22 protein-coding genes and 1 pseudogene are annotated in these 18,265 nt (G+C 43.0%); 7 read left to right on the forward strand and 16 right to left on the reverse strand.

The window, feature by feature from the left end:
• Positions 1 to 82: 82 nt before the first annotated feature.
• Positions 83 to 1,360 (reverse strand): peptidoglycan-binding domain-containing protein, encoded by a 1,278-nt coding sequence (locus V7K49_RS21275; RefSeq protein ID WP_335207316.1) that lies wholly within the window; start codon positions 1,358 to 1,360, stop codon positions 83 to 85.
• A 267-nt stretch (positions 1,361 to 1,627) separates the two neighbouring features.
• On the opposite strand from V7K49_RS21275, the gene V7K49_RS21280 reads away from it, so the two are divergent.
• On the forward strand, positions 1,628 to 2,071 hold the full coding sequence (locus tag V7K49_RS21280) for an MHYT domain-containing protein (protein WP_335207317.1): 444 nt from the start codon (positions 1,628 to 1,630) through the stop codon (positions 2,069 to 2,071).
• 120 nt (positions 2,072 to 2,191) lie between these two features.
• Positions 2,192 to 3,415 carry a sensor histidine kinase gene (locus V7K49_RS21285; RefSeq protein WP_335207318.1) on the forward strand — a complete coding sequence of 408 codons (1,224 nt, stop codon included), beginning with the start codon at positions 2,192 to 2,194 and terminating at the stop codon, positions 3,413 to 3,415.
• A 27-nt stretch (positions 3,416 to 3,442) separates the two neighbouring features.
• Here the strand turns inward: V7K49_RS21285 and V7K49_RS21290 are convergent, their stop codons facing one another.
• On the reverse strand, positions 3,443 to 3,952 hold the full coding sequence (locus V7K49_RS21290) for an SH3 domain-containing protein (protein ID WP_335207319.1): 510 nt from the start codon (positions 3,950 to 3,952) through the stop codon (positions 3,443 to 3,445).
• A gap of 257 nt (positions 3,953 to 4,209) precedes the next feature.
• Positions 4,210 to 5,721 (reverse strand): AAA family ATPase, encoded by a 1,512-nt coding sequence (locus V7K49_RS21295; protein WP_335207321.1) that lies wholly within the window; start codon positions 5,719 to 5,721, stop codon positions 4,210 to 4,212.
• A 603-nt stretch (positions 5,722 to 6,324) separates the two neighbouring features.
• Here V7K49_RS21295 and V7K49_RS21300 point away from each other — a divergent pair.
• The gene (locus V7K49_RS21300; protein WP_335207323.1) at positions 6,325 to 6,525 is read left to right on the forward strand and encodes a hypothetical protein; all 201 of its coding nucleotides are present in this window, start codon (positions 6,325 to 6,327) and stop codon (positions 6,523 to 6,525) included.
• Positions 6,526 to 6,638: 113 nt separating this feature from the next.
• On the opposite strand, the pseudogene V7K49_RS21305 reads toward V7K49_RS21300, so the two are convergent.
• The 8 genes and pseudogenes from V7K49_RS21305 to V7K49_RS21340 all read right to left on the reverse strand — a co-directional run.
• Positions 6,639 to 6,882 (reverse strand): annotated as a pseudogene (locus tag V7K49_RS21305) (hypothetical protein); the annotation flags it as partial.
• 116 nt (positions 6,883 to 6,998) lie between these two features.
• Complete coding sequence (locus V7K49_RS21310; protein WP_335207324.1) at positions 6,999 to 7,514, reverse strand: YceD family protein; 516 nt, start codon at positions 7,512 to 7,514, stop codon at positions 6,999 to 7,001.
• A gap of 223 nt (positions 7,515 to 7,737) precedes the next feature.
• A complete protein-coding gene (locus V7K49_RS21315) occupies positions 7,738 to 8,265 on the reverse strand; it encodes a Jag family protein (RefSeq protein ID WP_335207325.1) in 528 nt (175 codons plus the stop codon).
• A complete protein-coding gene (gene yidC, locus V7K49_RS21320; RefSeq protein WP_335207326.1) occupies positions 8,262 to 9,413 on the reverse strand; it encodes a membrane protein insertase YidC in 1,152 nt (383 codons plus the stop codon). The genes V7K49_RS21315 and yidC overlap by 4 nt, the downstream gene beginning before the upstream one ends.
• 221 nt (positions 9,414 to 9,634) lie before the next feature.
• Positions 9,635 to 10,027 (reverse strand): PH domain-containing protein, encoded by a 393-nt coding sequence (locus tag V7K49_RS21325; protein ID WP_273766163.1) that lies wholly within the window; start codon positions 10,025 to 10,027, stop codon positions 9,635 to 9,637.
• A complete protein-coding gene (gene rnpA / locus V7K49_RS21330) occupies positions 10,014 to 10,436 on the reverse strand; it encodes a ribonuclease P protein component (protein WP_334976143.1) in 423 nt (140 codons plus the stop codon). The genes V7K49_RS21325 and rnpA overlap by 14 nt, the downstream gene beginning before the upstream one ends.
• 25 nt (positions 10,437 to 10,461) lie before the next feature.
• Positions 10,462 to 10,596 carry a 50S ribosomal protein L34 gene (gene rpmH, locus V7K49_RS21335; RefSeq protein WP_094327629.1) on the reverse strand — a complete coding sequence of 45 codons (135 nt, stop codon included), beginning with the start codon at positions 10,594 to 10,596 and terminating at the stop codon, positions 10,462 to 10,464.
• Between the two features lie 246 nt (positions 10,597 to 10,842).
• Complete coding sequence (locus V7K49_RS21340; RefSeq protein ID WP_298909306.1) at positions 10,843 to 11,355, reverse strand: DUF2808 domain-containing protein; 513 nt, start codon at positions 11,353 to 11,355, stop codon at positions 10,843 to 10,845.
• A 761-nt stretch (positions 11,356 to 12,116) separates the two neighbouring features.
• Here V7K49_RS21340 and V7K49_RS21345 point away from each other — a divergent pair.
• The 4 genes from V7K49_RS21345 (at position 12,117) to V7K49_RS21360 (ending at position 16,028) form a co-directional block, all read left to right on the forward strand.
• On the forward strand, positions 12,117 to 13,283 hold the full coding sequence (locus tag V7K49_RS21345) for a Re/Si-specific NAD(P)(+) transhydrogenase subunit alpha (RefSeq protein WP_334864483.1): 1,167 nt from the start codon (positions 12,117 to 12,119) through the stop codon (positions 13,281 to 13,283).
• A gap of 31 nt (positions 13,284 to 13,314) precedes the next feature.
• Positions 13,315 to 13,608 carry an NAD(P) transhydrogenase subunit alpha gene (locus tag V7K49_RS21350; protein WP_334864481.1) on the forward strand — a complete coding sequence of 98 codons (294 nt, stop codon included), beginning with the start codon at positions 13,315 to 13,317 and terminating at the stop codon, positions 13,606 to 13,608.
• A complete protein-coding gene (locus V7K49_RS21355; RefSeq protein ID WP_335207327.1) occupies positions 13,605 to 15,011 on the forward strand; it encodes an NAD(P)(+) transhydrogenase (Re/Si-specific) subunit beta in 1,407 nt (468 codons plus the stop codon). The genes V7K49_RS21350 and V7K49_RS21355 overlap by 4 nt, the downstream gene beginning before the upstream one ends.
• A 270-nt stretch (positions 15,012 to 15,281) precedes the next feature.
• The gene (locus tag V7K49_RS21360; protein WP_335207328.1) at positions 15,282 to 16,028 is read left to right on the forward strand and encodes a hypothetical protein; all 747 of its coding nucleotides are present in this window, start codon (positions 15,282 to 15,284) and stop codon (positions 16,026 to 16,028) included.
• Positions 16,029 to 16,152: 124 nt separating this feature from the next.
• Here V7K49_RS21360 and V7K49_RS21365 read toward each other — a convergent pair whose 3' ends face one another.
• From V7K49_RS21365 to V7K49_RS21385, 5 genes are all read right to left on the reverse strand, one after another.
• A complete protein-coding gene (locus V7K49_RS21365) occupies positions 16,153 to 16,329 on the reverse strand; it encodes a hypothetical protein (protein WP_335207329.1) in 177 nt (58 codons plus the stop codon).
• A gap of 75 nt (positions 16,330 to 16,404) precedes the next feature.
• Complete coding sequence (locus tag V7K49_RS21370; RefSeq protein ID WP_335207331.1) at positions 16,405 to 16,758, reverse strand: type II toxin-antitoxin system PemK/MazF family toxin; 354 nt, start codon at positions 16,756 to 16,758, stop codon at positions 16,405 to 16,407.
• Positions 16,745 to 17,017: a hypothetical protein gene (locus V7K49_RS21375; protein ID WP_335207332.1), complete on the reverse strand. Its 273-nt coding sequence runs from the start codon at positions 17,015 to 17,017 to the stop codon at positions 16,745 to 16,747. Before V7K49_RS21375 ends, V7K49_RS21370 begins: the two co-directional genes overlap by 14 nt.
• Before the next feature lies 1 nt (position 17,018).
• The gene (locus V7K49_RS21380; RefSeq protein ID WP_335207333.1) at positions 17,019 to 17,249 is read right to left on the reverse strand and encodes a hypothetical protein; all 231 of its coding nucleotides are present in this window, start codon (positions 17,247 to 17,249) and stop codon (positions 17,019 to 17,021) included.
• Between the two features lie 195 nt (positions 17,250 to 17,444).
• Entirely contained in the window at positions 17,445 to 18,200 is a 756-nt protein-coding gene (locus V7K49_RS21385) for a hypothetical protein (protein WP_335207335.1), read from the reverse strand.
• Positions 18,201 to 18,265: the final 65 nt, after the last annotated feature.

Here is an 18,265-nt window from a genome sequence, read left to right on the forward strand (position 1 = left end):
AGTCGAGTCGAGATTGCAGAGAAATCCACTTTTGCCCAAATGGGATATCTTGATTCGACCACTTTAGCTGGTAATTTCTTTTTCAAAAATCACCTAATGTGTTGCCATTAGTCCCAGGTACAGCATAGCTATTGGCAGGAGGTAATACATAGCGATTATTCTCAGGTGTAGCATAGCCAGTACTAACAGGTACTAAATAGGGAGTTTCAGGTACTACATAACCATTAGCCTCAGCAGTATTGCCCCCAGCAACGCTATTCAACCCTAATGCTTGCCAAGTTGGCCAATCTACATTTCCAGTAGCCTTAATTCGAGAAGATTGCTGGAATGCAATCACAGATTCTCTGGTGTAATTGTTGAAAAAGCCATCAGGATTAGTATTAGAGAAACCCAACTGCGATAAACGCTCTTGAACTAATCTGACATTCTCTCCTTGATCGCCTACAGTCAGATAATTTCTGCCTGGTTGTTGAGTAGTATATCCACCTGTGGAGGTTCTACGCACAGACTCCAAGACTTGGGCATTGGCAATACCATTAACAGGTAGGCGATAATTTCGCTGATATTGAATGACAGCTTTTCTAGTAATTGGGCCAATATTCCCAGTGGGATTAGTCTTAAAATAACCTAGCTGCCGCAAACGCACTTGTAGTTCTCTCACTTGTTGAGTAGAGAGACTTGATCTAGCTGGAGTCGGAGAGTAACCCAGTAGTGTGTTCCAAGTTTGTCGATTTACAATCCCGTTAGCAGCTATGCGATAATTTCGCTGGAATCTAATTACAGCATCTCTGGTCATTGGGCTAAAATTCCCATTGGGATTAGCATTCAAATAGCCTAACTGTCGTAGACGCTGTTGCAACCTTGTCACGGCTGCACCAGTTTTGCCTTGAGAGAGAACAGGATATTGACCACTTGGCGAGCGCAATGTGCCACTGGTATTCCTACTAGAAGTTCTACTCTGACATGCTCGTTGCAAGGCTCGTTGAGTATTAGTACCCACAACCCCATCAGCAGGTATTCTATTGGCTTGCTGGAATTTGATCACAGCATTCTGAGTCAAGCCAGCAAACTTACCTGTCACCGGGCCGTTAAAGTAGCCTAACTTTTTTAAACACCTCTGGCTATTGGTAACTTCAGGCCGATTACTTCCTATTTTCTGAAGTGCTAAAGCTTGCCCAGCTATACTCGGAAGCCCCATAATCAGTGCCACAGACAAAACACGTATCACCGCACCGCTAGATAAATTTTTCCAATTAAAAAAAAATTTTAAATTCGCTACGGTAGGAACAACCTTGATGCTTTCGGATGCCTCATAGACTGAGGCAAGCTTGGTTAAATAGCTATCTACCCCTGTTTTCACTTGCTTTTTTCAAGTTATGGCTACACAGGATTATACCACTTTATCTGTATTGTATTTTTTTTAGTATTATTCTTTACAAAGAATCCCCCACGCTGATCTGATATACAAGTTTCTGTAGGGGGAATAATAAGCAACGTAAAGCTTTGGAGGCTTGTTTTCTATTTGCCTGACAAAATTTTTGCTATACCCATTTGGGTTTCGGGCATGAGCAACGCAGACAAATAGTGGGTCTAGTCTTCCATTGAATCGCGGATAATATTCAACCTAATGCTCCACGGTATCTACGATATTCGCTTAGTCCTATTTTCGGTTGCCATTGCCATACTTACGGCTTACACCACACTTGATCTAGCTATAAGAGTCACAGACGCTAAATCGCAGTCAAAGTGGTTGTGGCTGCTAGGGGGAGCGATCGCTATGGGAATCGGTATTTGGGCAATGCATTTTATTGATATGCTGGCGTTCAGTCTGCCGATTCCGATTGACTATGACTGGTTAACAGTTTTGATTTCGGTGCTACCCGCAATTTTCGCCTCTGGATTAGCCCTGTACCTAGTTAGCCAGCCAGAATTTGGTATTCTGCGGTTGTTGAGTGGTAGCCTCATGATGGGGGCAGGGATTGGTGCAATGCACTACATCGGTATGGCTGCTATTCGTTTACCAGTCAAAATGTCTTATGACTTGAGTGTGGTTGCACTCTCGATTGCGTAGGCGTAGCCCGTCGTAGACATCGCTATTCTCATCTCACTGGTTGCCCTCTGGCTGGGGTTTAACCTCAGAGCTAATAGTACAGTAACAGGACACTTTTTGAGGATTGGCAGTGCAATTATTATGGGTGCTGCCATTCCGTCAATGCACTACACAGGGATGATGGCTACCCATTTTTCAGTCGTCGAATCGGTCGAGTTTTCAGCAGTTGATACCGCTGCAACTTATTGGATGGCTGCGATTATTGGCTTATTCACATTACTCCTTCTAGGATGGACGCTGCTCACATCTTTTTTCAACGAACAATTGAGTGTTCAACTAGTCAAAACAGCTGATCTTAAAGAAAACGAAGAACGTCTTAAACAAGCCTTACAAAACCAAGAAGCGCTGGCTACTCTAGCTGAGTCTCGGTCTGAAGAATTAGAGATAACTATGTTGGCACTTCAGAAAACTCAATTGCAATTTCTTCAAGCTGAAAAAATGTCATCTTTGGGACAAATAGTAGCCGGAGTTGCTCATGAGATTAACAATCCTGCTAACTTCATTTATGGAAACCTTTTTCATACGGAAATTTATCTGCGGGAACTTTTAGAATTAATCAACACTTATCAGCAACATTATCCGGAACCAGAGCTTGCGGTTCAAGCGAAATTAGAGTCTATTGATTTACCATTCTTGCTAGAAGATTTACCTAAACTACTCAACTCAATGCAAGCCGGAGCAGAACGTATTAAGCATATTGTGGAATCCCTGCGTAACTTTTCTCGTCTAGACGAGGCACAATTGAAAGCTGTGGACATCCACGAAGGGCTTAATTCGACACTGCTCATTCTTCAGAACCGTATCAGTTATGCGCCGAACAATCGACCAGAAATTATTGTAATTAAAGAATATGGTGATTTACCTCTAGTCAATTGCTATCCAGGACAGTTAAACCAAGTATTTTTCAACCTCCTTGCAAATGCTATTGATGTGTTAGAAGAAAAGCTGAGTAACTTAAAATCAAAGTCCAGTTTTACACCTTTAATTCGGATTAAAACAACCATTAATCAAGTCGGTTGGGTCAACATTCAAATTTTCGACAATGGATCTGGCATTAGTGAAGACGTACAAAATAAAATCTATGATCCCTTTTTCACAACTAAACCAGTTGGACAAGGAACCGGATTAGGATTATCAATTAGCTATCAGATTGTCGTTCAAATACATGGTGGTAGGCTCAACTGTATTTCTGCCAAGGGGCAAGGAACTACTTTTCAAATTGAGCTTCCAATTGATACATTGATACATACTTCCTGTTTTTTAGGAAAGCAATCTCAAGTAGCTCCAGATGAAGTTATTGAGTAGACACATCTTATTTTCTGATTTTTTAAGCTATTGTTCATTAACTTTTTCAGTATTACCTGTTTTTACCCAACCTTCTTGTTCGCTACCTTCCAAACGGATCTTTTGCCAGGATTTATCCTCGCTTTCTGACAAAATAATAATTTTTTGATTAAAACCAACCCCACCAATCTTCTCAGCTTCTTGATTTGGTTGCGATCGCAAACTTAAGCCTTCAGCCCAACTAACACGCCCTCGGTAAGCTCCCGATGGCAATGGTTTTGGTGACAGGGTAGCTTTTGGTGATTCTGTGGGAGTGGAGGTTGAGGTTGGGGACGATTGAGCCTGATTTCCAGGTTTAAGGCTGGGTTTACCTCCTCCAGGCTCAGTTGCTTTTGGAGCTTGGGCTTTCACCGAGGGACTATCATTAGAAAAAACGGGTTTGGCAGGGGGTATGCCGGTGCGATTCACGAAATATAATGCAATTGCAACACCCCCACCTACTAGCACAGCGATCGCTAAGAAAAACCCAAGTAGAAATTTTGTTACGCTAGACAACATAGTTAAAACCCTGATTATTAAGAGTCAAGTGGGTTCAAGGGAAGCCAGCCATGTGTGTATTTCCCCCGTTGAGGAGCCACCCCTGTGGGGAGGTTTGCTCCATTGAGGGGAGTGGCGTTGAACTGGCTCTCAAGGGTTACGAGTAGAGAAGCAATGTAACCTATCTATACAAGAATCAATAGTCCATAATAATTGATCATTAACTATTGACTATGATCTTTTGACTAACTCATTATTGTAGCTACTGCTGAATGCGTTCACGTAGTGCGCCGGAGGCGTTCGCTCAAAGGACTGTGTTTAGATGCTAAACGCGCTCTCCCAGCAGCAGCCCATTCTTGGAGTTGCTGAATTTGCTCTACAGCAGTTCGCGCCAAGGGTATGATCTGACTGGCTGCTTCTAAAATGTCGTCAGTAACAAAGTCACGATTTTGGCTAAATCCAATATGCATCGCTTCAATTAAAGTTTGCTCAATCTCTGCCCCAGAAAAATCGGGCGTTTCGTATGCTAACCTTTCGATGTCATAACTTTTTAAGTTATGGGGGCGCAATCGGGATAAATGAACATCATAAATTGCTTTTCTCTCTTCTTGGGTGGGCAAACCCACAAAGAAGATTTCATCAAATCGCCCTTTGCGGAGCATTTCCGGCGGTAGGGCTTGGATGTCGTTGGCGGTGGCGACGACAAAAACGGGTGAGGTTTTTTCGGCTAGCCAGGTAATAAAAGTGCCAAACACACGGCTGGCTGTTCCTGCATCACCCTTGCTACCCAGTCCGGCAAAGGCTTTATCTATTTCATCAATCCACAAAATACAGGGAGCGAGGGCTTCAGCTACTTGGATCATTTGCCGAGTCCGAGATTCTGATTCACCCACCAAACCACCAAATAACCTTCCCACATCCAGACGTAGCAAGGGTAAATGCCAGTGATGAGCGATCGCTTTTGCCGTTAATGATTTACCAGTTCCCTGAATACCCACCAACATTAAACCACGGGGGTGCGGTAATCCGTACTGTCGGGCTCGATCAGTAAATGAACCTCCCCGGCGGATCAGCCAGTCTTTCAAATTATCCAGTCCGCCAATATCAGAAATTTGCTCAGTGGCGGGGTAGAAGTCCAGGATTTGGGTTTGGCGGATAGTTTGGCGCTTTTCTTCCAAAACGAGATCCACGTCTTCTGGTTGCAATTCACCGTGGGTAGCGATCGCTTTTGCCAAAACCCGGCGAATCCGTTCCATTGAAAGTCCTTGACAAGAGCGCACCAAGTCATCTAGAACTTTGCCAGAAAGGGAGTTCCTAGTACTTTGCAGTAAGCGTTCCACCTCAGTTTTAATTTCTGGAGCGGCGGGTAAGGGAAACTCGACGACTGTCAGTACTTCGGTTAAATCATCAGGAATGGCAACGCGCGGCGACAGTAGGACAATATTTTTTGGTTGCGACTTCAGGAGTCTGGACAGATTGCGGAGTTTGCGGGCGATCGCTACATCATCTAAAAAGCGATGATAGTCTCGGAGAATCAAAACTGCTGGCGCAGAGGCTGGTAATTTTTCGATGAATTCCAAAGCTTGTAGGGGGTTACGTCGCCCGAACCCAAGATCATTGGGGTTTCCTTGATAACCATCGACAAAATCCCAAGTATACACTGGGCGATTACCCTGGTTGGTTGCCTCTTCCCGGATAGCTGCTTCTACCCGTTCTTCCTCATAGGTGGGAATATAAATTAAGGGGTAGCGGGCCCGTAGCAGCAGTTTAAACTCGTCACGGAAGTTCATATGTGGCTGTGGTTATTAGTTATTCTCTCATTGTTCTGGTTTGTATCGCTTCTAACAACTAAAAAACCAACATCTACCAAGTTCATAGCGGTTGCCAGCGCGATCCGCTGTGTGTGAGATATTCCTCAAGGGTGAGCGTTCGCTCTTTTGTGGTAAGGGACTTCCAAGAAATAAATTATCCAAATAAACGTAGACGCGCAGCGGCTTGCCGCAGGCTACCACAGAGGCACAGAGAAGCCAGTGCGCCCTTGCGGTTCCCCGACTTGTACTCCTACGGAGAAGCAAGCTACGCGCAGCGTCTCCTTTAGGAGAAGCAACTGGCGCAACACAGAGAGAGGAGAAATGAGAGGGTTTTTGCGTCAGTTTTGGGACATTTTTTTATTTGGAAGTCCCTAAGCAGAATTTAAATCATTAAGTAATTGATAAGATTTAATTTTGGCAAACGTAGTAATCGTCAAAAATCAAATCGAGCCGCTATCGATAATAACTATATGCAGACTATTATTGTTGCTTGTTTATCCCAATATCATGCCTCTAAACCCGCTTTTCAATAGCATTTGAGATGCGCTTACTCTGACGATACATTAACCTTAGGAAGATCAAATGAAGTTGTATTTGCAGTATGGAGAAGAATTGTCGGGGCAATGGAAAAGCCTCTGCGAAATTGAACTGAAGCCTCTATTGAACATAAATTCACGCCCTTTTGCAGAAGCTCAAAATGTCCTTGGTATTAATTTCGTGCCAGTCAGGCTGCCAAATGGTGAAGTTCTCAATGTTGACATCACTTACTCAACAGAAAACTGAGGAATTAGTATTAGAATTTTGAGCAAAGACACCACCCTAATACAGGTTGGAGGCTTCAAGAGACAAGAAATATCTTATGATCCAAATATAATATTTATAACACCAAACGGTATTTATGTTTCCGCGATGGTTGGAGCTTGATAAGACATCTCAACAGTGGGGAAATCAAAGATAGTGTGTCGGATAAACCACTCAAACATCCACTTTAAATGAAAGAACGAAGGAATCAAGGCACAAAAACGTTGAACCTATGTTTTGGCTTGCAACCAAATATCCTCTTCGGGGGTTTTGTTCTTGACAATTTGGAGAAAAACGAATGCATTGTATTTTCCATTCCTCTGTTGGTAAACCAAGATTTTGGTTTACCTTAGTTGCTTAGGAAACACTATAACTATTTAATAAAACAATAAGCCTGTGTAAACAGGCTTAGTTCATGTAGGTGCAGACTTAAGTCTGATGGAATTACCAAATTATTACCCCGGAAGTTGCTTTTTCAAAGCTTCCAGAGAAGCCCAACGGTGATCAACTGGAGTTTCAGGACTATCAGAACTATCAGCAGTAATTGCAGGAATACCTGGACAATTGCGATCGCATAACTGGCGCTGGGGTATTGCCAAGCACATCTGCTCATACAGCCATTCGTGGGGATAAAAATAACCATCGGGCGGTAGAGTTTCAAGCAAATCTTCCATAATCACTTCCCGTTCTAAGGGCAAGTCATTTGGCTGATTTGCAGTTTCGTCTAACCAGATGATTTCTTTCGTATCAAGCCCTAAACGTCGATTGTATTGCTGCAAACAGCGGTTGCAGGTACAAGTAATAATTGTTTCTGCCTGACTGGACACTTCCAGATAATTGCCATGATGCTGCACGCGCACATGACCGCGAACTGGTGTCAACGTTTCCAGACCAGGCAGAAATTCCTGAACCTGAACTTCCTCTGTCCGCTCCGATGCACTAGTTAGCTGCGGAATATAAATTGCGTCCATAGGATTTGTGAGACATCCTCACGAAAATTAATGGTGATTATCAGCAATTATACTGATGCTACATCTTTATTTTAGCTTTTAGGAACAAGAGAAATTTTGAAATTATATAGTTATGAGCTTTCAATTAACTCCTAACTCTACCAATTTTAGATTTTGAATTTTGGATTTTGGATTGAATAAAAAATCTAAAATCTAAAATCCAAAATTGAACGACTCCTGACTCCTAACTCCTAACTTCTTCCAATGAAGCTGGACGGACAACCAGATGACGTTGCGGCTCTTTACCGCGACTGAAGGTTTCCAAATCTTCAAATTCCTTCAAGAAGGTATGGATTTGACGCCTTTCAGCAGAACTAAGGGATTTAATTTCCACTTCTCTACCAGAAAAGCGCACTTCATCGGCTGCTGCTTCTGCTAATGCGCGAATTTCCGCTTCTCTTTTGACCCGGTAGCCATTCAATTCAATGGTGTAAGAGGCTTGTTCCTCTTGAGGTTGGCTTAAATTAAGAACCGAATTTGCTAGATACTGAATCGCATCTAGTACAGAACCATCGGCACCAATTAATACCTGGATTTGTTCTGTCGTCAAATTAGTTTGATCAATTGTCAACCAGTAGTTATCTGGTTCTGGGGAATCACCGTCTTGAGATTGGGTAGTTTCTAAATGACCCTGAATCTGTGCAGGTATTCCAGTGAGTTCCAGCAAGGTTTTTAACCACTGCTGACCTCGCTGCATCGGAATGTTGCTCATGATCCGCCTGTCGCCTTTTTCTTAGAACTTTTCGGTTCAAATGGCAATGTCTTTTGTTCGGTGACTGCTGCTTCCTTCTCCTGAGTTTCTACGATTTTTTGCAGTTCTTCTGATAGAGGTTCGCGGGAAAGAAGATAAGTTTGTGCGGTTTGGAAAATATTACCAATTACCATATACATCAGCACCCCGGCTGGTAGGGGAAAGAACAAAAACATCCCAGAAAAGATAACTGGGGTGATTTTGTTAACTGTATCCTGCTGCGGATTGCCACCGCTGGAATTTTGCCCAGAAAGCATTTGGCTAACATAAAGGCTGATTCCAAAGAAGACGATCATGCCGACAATATCCCAGTGGATTGTGCCATCTGGATCAGTTGCACCAACCCTACCTAAAGCATCAATGAATAAAAAGCCTTTTTCTGCTGCTAGTCCAGGAATTGTTCCTTGAATGGTGACCTCTCCGGGCTGCAAGGCTTCTACATTCCCCTGGGTATCAATTTTTATCCGATCTTCACCTTTGGTGACTTTCCAATCAGGAATCAGCTTATTTTCTGGGTGTTCTGCTAAGAGTACCTGAAATGGTTTGCCTTGAATAGTCTGATATTGGATCTTAGTTTGTTCTCCCACCGTTAGTTTGTTACCACTTGGAAGGATTGCAGCTACTTTAACGTGTTCCCCATCTGCAACGTAAATATTTTGAGCAGCAGTGGCAAAAGATTGCGGTTGAATTTGTTCGATTTGTTCTGCGGGAAAGATTTGCAAGTTAACGCTGTAGTTCGCACTTGAAAAAGGCGAACCCCGCAAAGTGGCAAACAGCGCTAATAAGACCGGCATTTGCACTAGTAATGGAAAACAGCCTGCCAAGGGGTTGCCAAATTCTTTTTGGACATTGACCATTTCCTCCTGCTGCTTTTGCGGTTCATCCTTATAGCGCTCTTTGATTGCTGCCATCCGCTTCTGCATCAGAGGTTGTACAATCCGCATCTTCCGCATGTTGCGAATTGAGCCAGCACTCAGGGGATAGAGCGCGAAGCGGACTATCAATGTCAAAGCAACGATCGCTAATCCGTAGCTAGGCACAATACCATAGAAAAAATCTATGATTGGCAGCATCACGTTGTTCGAGAGAAAGCCGATACCAAAATCCATTATTCTGAATTCAACCTGAGGTACTGTAAACTGACTGAATCTAATTTATCTAAATCATCATTTGTCGGCGACTATCCTTGACTACGGATAGCCGCACATTTAAATGGGGCATGGGGCATTGTGTATTGGTTCTTCTCTTTTATTTTTTCCTGCTACACGGCAGTTGCTACAACGCTCTTAACCCGCGCAACGCACTGCCTCCCCTGCTTCCCCTAATCCCATCACTTATTGGCAGTGCTGCTATATTCAGGATTTTTCGCAGCTATTCTTTCATTGATATAGTCATAGACTTCCCGAAATTTGGGAATTGCACGCAATTCGAGACGACTCCCATTTCTTAGGGTTAGCACCATATCTCCCCATAAGCCAATGCCACGGGGGATTGTGACAACTTTGACAATTTCTGAGTAAATTATGTCAGTGCGATCGCGCCCCTGCCAACCTCCCGTCACGGTAATTCGGCGATCGGTGATGCGGAAACGCAGCCATAATGCCCTGACAATTGCCCCAACTGTTAATGGTATGCCAACGACAGTTAGCCCAATCAGCAGGTTGATAATCAAATCCCCAATATGGGGGCCACCTTCATAATAAACATCTTCACGAATTCCCATCGAACACCTCAGCTTGTGCCAACAACTGCTCTAATTCTTGCAGAAATTGTGGGCTTACGCACTTAGATTCTGCTGCTGTGGGTTTGACAATGACCACTAGCCGCCATCCTGGTGATAATTTGGGCAGCAAGTTGTGCAAAGCAGCAGTAATTTGGCGTTTGATTCGGTTGCGAACCACTGCCCTTTTGCTGACTTTTGTGCTAATTGAAATGCCAATTCGCGTGCTGGCAAGATGTGCTGAGTCAGTTGCTTGTGTAGTCTGGGTGGCAGTGGCCAAAGAAGGTTTTGTTAAACACAACGGCTTTAAGGCTCTCAATGTTAAATAAGAGCCATGACGCCGAATTCCTTCCCGGAAAACTGCCTGGAAATCCTTGCGAGATTTTAGCCGATTTGCTTTGGGCAAAGCCACGGATGCTCTTTTAGCTGAATATGGCCTAAACGCTCAGACGGTGACGTCCCTTTCTTCTCCTGGCGCTAATCACGTTTCTGCCATCTGGTGTCCGCATTCTGGCGCGAAAACCAGAGGTTCTTTTTCTCTTACGGCTAGTACCGCCCAGTGTTCTTTTCATACTGTTCTCCTCTTAGGTGATTTTTATAAAAAACTCACAATCTCTAATTATATCACTTTATTAGGGAATTGGGGATTAGGCAATTCAATTTTGGATTGACGATAGCGAGTGAGACGCTCTTGGACTCGCTCTCCTCTTCGCTATCGAGCGTATGATTGGATTAAATTTCAATTCTTTAATCCAAAATCGTTCGACTGAGCGTAGCCGAAGTCTAAAATCTAAAATTCTTACTCCCCGCTCCCAAGCTTAATTGATGCTCAAAATCCATGTTCCCATGTAGCGTAGTAGTGGCACATCGCCAGGGGAGAGCACTTGACAGTTAAAATAGTAAACTCCGCCGAAGGCTGGGTTTTTCACGTTAGATAAGACTACCTCAACTGCGCTACCTGCTGGCACCGGGTCTTGGGGAAAAATATTAATCAGCTTACCTTCTTTGTCCCACTTCACCTCAGAAAGCGGAACTGCTTTGCCTTTGACTCGGACTTCAATTTCTTTCTGGTCAAAAGTTCCTTTGTAATAATCAGGGTAGGTAATAGCAAATTGACCAACTGCCAATTTCATTCTTTTGGCTGGAATCCTCAATATGTATCGATCCCAACCATTAGCTTGTCCACCAAAATCTAACCTAAAGGGCAGTTGATTTTCGGCTTTGACGCCGCTAAAGAGCGTAAATCCAGGTAAACTTTGCGCCCAAGTCAGGGCTGGAAATCCTGTCACTAAACAGCTAGTCACGGCTAAAGCGGAAAGTAAACGTCGCATAATTGGGCTTCCTCTACCAAAATATAAATCTGTTATCTAAATAACCGTGTATTAGTATTCGTTACTAAAGTTTACTACTCACTTCCTGACAATTGACGTTCAGTAACAACCAAAAGTGCCATCCTCCCTGAGGTTTGGGTGACAGGAAAATTACTTAGTTACAAATTTAACATACAATAAATTTACTTCATTACCCTTACAGAGTGCTGATTTGATGACTAGGTTGGTCAAATTTTAAACTAAATAGAAACACAGTTGGGATTGGATTGTGTTTCCAAATATGTATAAGTGTATCTAAATTTGATAATTTTGTGATAAAAATTGAGGCGTGCCATCAGCGATCGCCAGTTAAGTTGGGCTAAATTGATTAAAATGAGTTTGAATCAAAGTCGTAATCATTAAAATTTGATTTGGAAATTATAAAGCTTTCAAAATTGGGTCAATATTACTCTATAAGAAAGGAATACCAAAATTTCTCAATCCCGAAAATAAGCTGAAGATAAAGATGCAAAATTTGGGAATCAATCTAGGATGTGCAATACGTAACCCTGTTTGCAACTATCTGAAAATATGACATCTGCAAGCGGCAAAGTCAGGCTTTGCTTGGACAGCTAAGAGTGGGAGAGGAAAGTTTCAAGGTTCAATCTACAAGTAAAAGTCATAGCTGATGTTCCTGCCTAAGTACTATAGAGTGCGGGATATCCCTCATCTAGACAATCGCTTACTTGGCAAAGATTAGGTATTTATCTTCAGGAGATTTCATGAGAATAGCAGTTGCTAAAGAAATTGAAGTTTGTGAACGTCGTGTGGCATTAATTCCTGACACCGTTGCTCGATTGGTAAAACAAGGTTTGGAAGTCTGGGTAGAAGCGGGTGCAGGAGAGCGATCTTTTTTCAATGATTCTGACTATGAAGCAGCAGGAGCCACAATCATCAGCGATACTGCCAAATTATGGGGCGAAACAGATATTCTGTTGAAAGTCAGCCCCCCGCAAGAGCGAGAAGATGGACGCTCAGAAATTGACTTGTTAAAGGAAGGGGCTGTATTACTCAGTTTCCTCAATCCTTTGGGAAATCCTGTTGTAGCACAGCAACTAGCAAATCGGAAAGTTACAGCCTTGAGTATGGAAATGATTCCCCGGACTACCAGGGCGCAAAGTATGGATGCTTTGTCCTCGCAAGCTTCATTAGCAGGTTATAAGGCAGTATTAATTGCCGCAGCGGCATTACCGAAATATTTTCCGATGTTAACCACAGCCGCAGGTACGATCGCTCCAGCGAAAGTATTTATTATGGGCGCTGGTGTAGCTGGATTGCAAGCGATCGCCACCGCTAGACGTTTGGGAGCAGTGGTAGAAGCCTTTGATATTCGTCCCGCCGTTAAAGAAGAAGTGCAAAGCTTAGGGGCAAAATTCGTTGAAGTCAAATTAGAGGAAGAAACCGTCGCTGCTGGCGGTTACGCCAAGGAAATCTCTGAAGCGAGCAAACAACGTACCCAAGAAGTTGTCGCCGAACACGTCAAAAATTCTGATGTGGTGATTACCACCGCCCAAGTTCCTGGGAGACAAGCACCACGGCTAGTTACAGAAGAAATGGTGGCACAAATGAAACCCGGTTCAGTGATTGTGGATTTGGCTGCTGATCAGGGTGGTAACTGCGCCTGCACCGAACCCGGCAAAGATATTGTGTGGAATGGCGTGACAATTATCGGCCCGATCAATCTCCCATCATCGATGCCAATTCACGCCAGTCAATTATATGCCAAGAACGTAACTTCGTTGATGCAACTGCTAATTAAAGACAAAGCTTTGCAGGTTGACTTTAGCGACGACATCGTTGATGCAGCTTGCGTTACCCACGCTGGTGAGATTCGCAATCAACGAGTGCGGGATGCACTACAAGCATTGAGCGGCGTTGGAGCAGGTTAGTAGCCAAATTACCATAAGGAGTTTTGATTTCATGACAGAGGCATTACTTGCTGCTTTGTTTGTATTTGTTTTGGCATCTTTTATCGGCTTTGAAGTCATCAACAAAATACCACCAACTCTACACACGCCCTTAATGTCAGGCTCAAACGCGATTTCTGGCATTTCGGTACTTGGGGCAATAGTAGCCTCAGGTGCTAGAGAAACAAGTGTGTCAGTGATTCTCGGTTTAATTGCTGTGGTATTGGCAACTATCAACGTTATAGGTGGCTTCCTAGTTACAGACAGAATGTTGCAAATGTTCAAGAAGAAGGAGATTAAGGCGTGAGCGACTTTTTACCAACTGGCATTCAGCTGACGTATTTAGTCGCTGCATCGTTATTCATTCTCGGCTTGAAAAAGCTGGGATCACCTGCTACAGCGAGGAACGGTAATCTCGTCGCCTCTGTGGGGATGCTGCTGGCGATCGCAGCGACAATGCTGGATCAGCATGTATTGAATTACGAGATGATATTGTTGGGCTTGGCGATTGGATCAGGAATTGGTGCGATCGTTGCCTACAAGGTCCAAATGACCGAAATGCCCCAAATGGTGGGTTTACTCAACGGTTTGGGCGGTGCGGCTTCGGCATTAGTAGCCGTTGCCGAATTCTGGCGGTTGTTAGATAGTTCTCAGCCGATACCGCTAGATGTCAACATTTCCATACTATTGGACGTGTTAATCGGTGGTATTACCTTCACAGGTAGTTTTCTAGCCTTTGCCAAATTGCAAGGTTTAATCAGCGGTTCCCCGATTACATTTCCATTCCAGCAACCATTTAATCTCTTGCTTCTGGCTGCTTATGTAGTGGGCAGTGTCTATTTAATCATTACACCAGATAGCTTACCCATATTCTTGGGAGTGGTTGGCGTTTCATTGGTGCTGGGCGTGATGTTCGTCATCCCCATTGGTGGCGGCGATATGCCAGTGGTAATCTCGCTGTTGAACTCCTTGTCAGGTGTGGCGGCGGCGGCGGCGGGGTTCGTGGTGATGAACAATATGTTAATCATCGCTGGGGCTTTGGTGGGAGCATCTGGCTTAATCCTCACCGAGATTATGTGTAAGGCGATGAACCGCTCCTTATTTAGTGTGCTGTTCAGCGCTTTTGGTACAGGATCTACTTCTGGTGGTGCTGCTGCTAGTGGTGGTGCAACTGATCAAAGCGTCCGTAGTATCGATCCCGAAGAAGGGGCGATGATGTTGGGTTATGCCCGTTCTGTGGTAATTGTGCCTGGTTATGGGATGGCAGTTGCCCAAGCGCAACATAGCGTCCGGGAATTGTCAGATCAGTTAGAAAAAATGGGCGTTGATGTCAAGTATGCCATTCACCCTGTTGCTGGGAGAATGCCGGGGCATATGAATGTGTTGCTAGCAGAGGCGAATGTGCCTTATACCCAGTTGTACGACATGGATGATATTAATCCCCAGTTTGAGCAAGCGGATGTGGCTTTAGTAATTGGGGCAAATGATGTGGTCAATCCGGCGGCGCGGAGTGATGTCAATAGCCCGATTTATGGTATGCCAATTTTGGAAGTAGATCGGGCGAAGCAGACGATTGTGATTAAGCGCGGGATGAGTACGGGTTTTGCCGGTGTAGATAATGAGTTGTTCTACAAGGATAAAACGACGATGCTTTTTGGTAGTGCTAAGGATATGGTGGCAAAGTTGGTTTCGGAAGTGAAGCAACTTTAACGAACCGCGTTCGCGTAGCGTCTCGCAGAGAAGGCGCGAAGTAAAGAAAGAATGTAGAGAGTTGGCTTGCCTTGGGAGTGTGATGCTTCTGAGGCAAGTTTTTTTATTGGGGAATTATCTCACGCAAAGGCGCAAAGAATAAAAAGTTTATTTATTATAGACTTGATAATTTAGGAAAATTTTCACTTTGGTTATTTAACTTGACATTCCATATATACTCAATTATTTTTGACGAACAAGTTTTAATTTTTTCAGTAAAATAACAGAGTTATGTTGAGTCAAGATTTTTTTAATGATGAGTTTCTAGAAAAAAGAGTTGATACATTTTATGGATATGGTAATTATCAAGGGAATTATTGGTTTATTGGTATGGAAGAAGGAGGAGGAGAAGTCTTTCAAGATATTAATAACAGAATCAAGATATGGTCAAACAGGGGCGGACATGAAATAGAAGATATTGCAGAATATCATGAAGCTATCGGATATGGGGCGAGTTTTCAACCAGGTGCAAAATTAGATGTGCCAGTCTGGAGGACATCAATTCGTATTATATTGAGTGCTAAAGGAAAAGATAATATTGACCTAGAAGATATTCGTAAATATCAAATAGAGGAACTAGGTAGAAAAGATCAAGAAACTTGTTTATTAGAATTATTTCCTTTACCGTCACCATCTCGTAATCATTGGATATTTAATCAGCATACTCGACTGTGTTTTTTATCTAATAGAGATACTTATAAAAATTATTGTGTTGAGAAGCGAATCAATTATATTAGTGATAAAATCAGAGAGTATCAACCTAAGGTAGTTGTTTTCTACGGTAGAGGATTTGACGATTATTGGAAAAAAATAACGAATATTGAGTTTAGAAAACCTTCAGAAGATTCTTTAGAAGATTTCTTTATTAGTAGAAATAGTCAAACTGTATTTGTGATAAGTAAATTTCCTAGAGCTTTACGAAATGAATATTTCCATAACATTGGTAGAGCTATCGCTGCTAAAATAGCGGAAAAATAATTATTTGCGTAGTTTGTGGTTCGTTTAAAAAAGGCGCTCGCCAAATCTCGACAGTGCGTAGGCGAAGCCCGCCAAAGGCATCGCTCCTCCTCTTCCTCTGTGTCCTTGGCGTTTTGGTGGTTCGTTAAAAAGAGCGATCGCCTGTAAAATCTTCAGCGTGCGATCGCTCCTCGTCTTCCTCAGTGTTCTCTGTGCCTCTGTGGTTCGTTAAAAAAAGCGATCGCCTCCAAAATCTCCAGCGTGCGATCGCTCTCTTCCTCCTTTGCACCTTTGCCTGAGATAAAAAAGCGATCGCCTCCAAAACTCCACAGTGCGATCGCTCCTCGTCTTCCTCAGTGTTCTCTGTGCCTCTGTGGTTCGTTAAAAAAAGCGATCGCTAAAGTGTTGGGTGAGCAATATTTAAGACAACAGCTAATGCTTGAGAAACAAGTTGCATTTCTGAGTCGGAGAGTTGACCTAGTTTTCTAACTAATCTTATTTCTGAAACTGAACGTATTTGAAAAGTATCTACACCAGAAACTTTAGCTAAACTGTTCTCTTTGCTTGGTTCCAGGCGCACCATCCAAGCTCTAACAGCATATCTTTCTTTCCAATCTGTAACTGGGACAACAACCTTCAAAGGCAATATTCCAATAGCATCATCATTGACTATGATACAAGGACGTTTTTTGCTAATTTCTGTCTCTACTGTTGGATCTAAATTAACTAACCAGACTTCACCTCTGTACATAATTTACTGAGTTGTGGAAGTCTTCATCTGGATCATCGCAAAAGTCTTCTCCGTCTAACTCTGAGAATATATTTAATTCACTACCAGGTGCATAATCTGCAATAGCTGTCATTGCAGCTAGTGTTAATTGGCATTTTTGCTCGTCTTTGGTAAGTGAATTTTTTTCTTGAAGAACCAATTGCAGGGCTGATTCAGCTACCTTTAGGCGATCGCTTATGCTCAGGTTTGGGAGTGCTTGGAGAATTTCTTTAGTTTCCATATTAATTTATAGAGCAACCTATATTACTAATGGTAGTGAAATTATGATAAGCGATAGCCTGCAAAATCTTCACTGTGCGTAGGCGAAGCCCGCCAAAGGCATCGCTCTTTTCTGACTCTGTGTCCTCTGCGCCTCTGTGGTTCGTTAAAAACAGCGATCGCCCTCTTCTGACTCTGTTTTCTCTGCGCCTCTGTGGTTCGTTAAAAACAGCGATCGCCTGCAAAATCTCCACAGTGCCATTGCCTCTTCTTCTTTTGTGTCTTAGTGTCTTTGTGGTTCGTTAATAAACAATCTGGTAACTGAGATAAACCAGTTGTAAGACGTGAAAACGTAGTGATGTGATTATACAAAACACCCCACTCCACATTAGCCTCAGCCAAAGTGAAATGAGGTGCTTTTATTATCGGTAATTAAACAGACTTTAAAATTAATCCAATGACTTGCCAGCCTTACTTAAAAGCTTACCCAATCTTTGAATTGGCCCCTTAAATCCCCTTGGGGCTTCAGTTGCAGCTTGTTGAGTTTGTTCGCCCAGTTTCGTCAGCACCTCGGCAAAGTCAGCATCTTTAGCGGTTTTGCGCTTCAAAAGTTGCTTAAGTTCTTTAAGTCCATTAGCAACTTCTTGGAGATTCTCGTTTTCAGACTTATGCAATAAGGTATACCATGTATCAATCGCACCTTGCGCCGCCTCAGGTTCAATTTTAGTCAAGTCTCCTTCAAGCGTTTCTATTACTGATTCTATGTGTTCAATCTGCTCACGGTCTTCCGCCTTGCCTAGTGAAACACCTATATTGCGAAGTTGCTTACCCAACTTCTGTAACGGAGTTTTTAGTTCCTTATCAGTATCAGAAGCAACATTACCTGTTTGCTCACCAATTTCAGTTAGCACTTCACCAATTTCATGACCTGTGGCCTTACCACTTTTTACCAGTTGCTTGAGTTGCTTGAGGTTATCGGCAATTTCTTTGATTTCTGGCTCTTTAGCTTTGTGTAAATAAGTATACCACTCCTCGATTAAGCCAGTAGCAGTTTCGCTATCAAGAGCAGTCAAGTCTCCTTCTAGTGCAGAAAGAAGTGAATCTAAATCCAAGTTATCAGCTTTATCAGCTTTTTTAGCTGCTGGGCTTTCTTTCTTGGCAGCAGTCTCCCCTTGTTTACTATCGGATTTTTGTTGAGAAGTCATGGTGTAATTTCCGTAACAAAATTAAATAAATGTACAGGTATGAGTTTATAAAGACTCTACGGAAT

This window comes from Nostoc sp. (genome assembly GCF_036919675.1).
Classification (GTDB): Bacteria; Cyanobacteriota; Cyanobacteriia; order Cyanobacteriales; family Nostocaceae; genus Nostoc.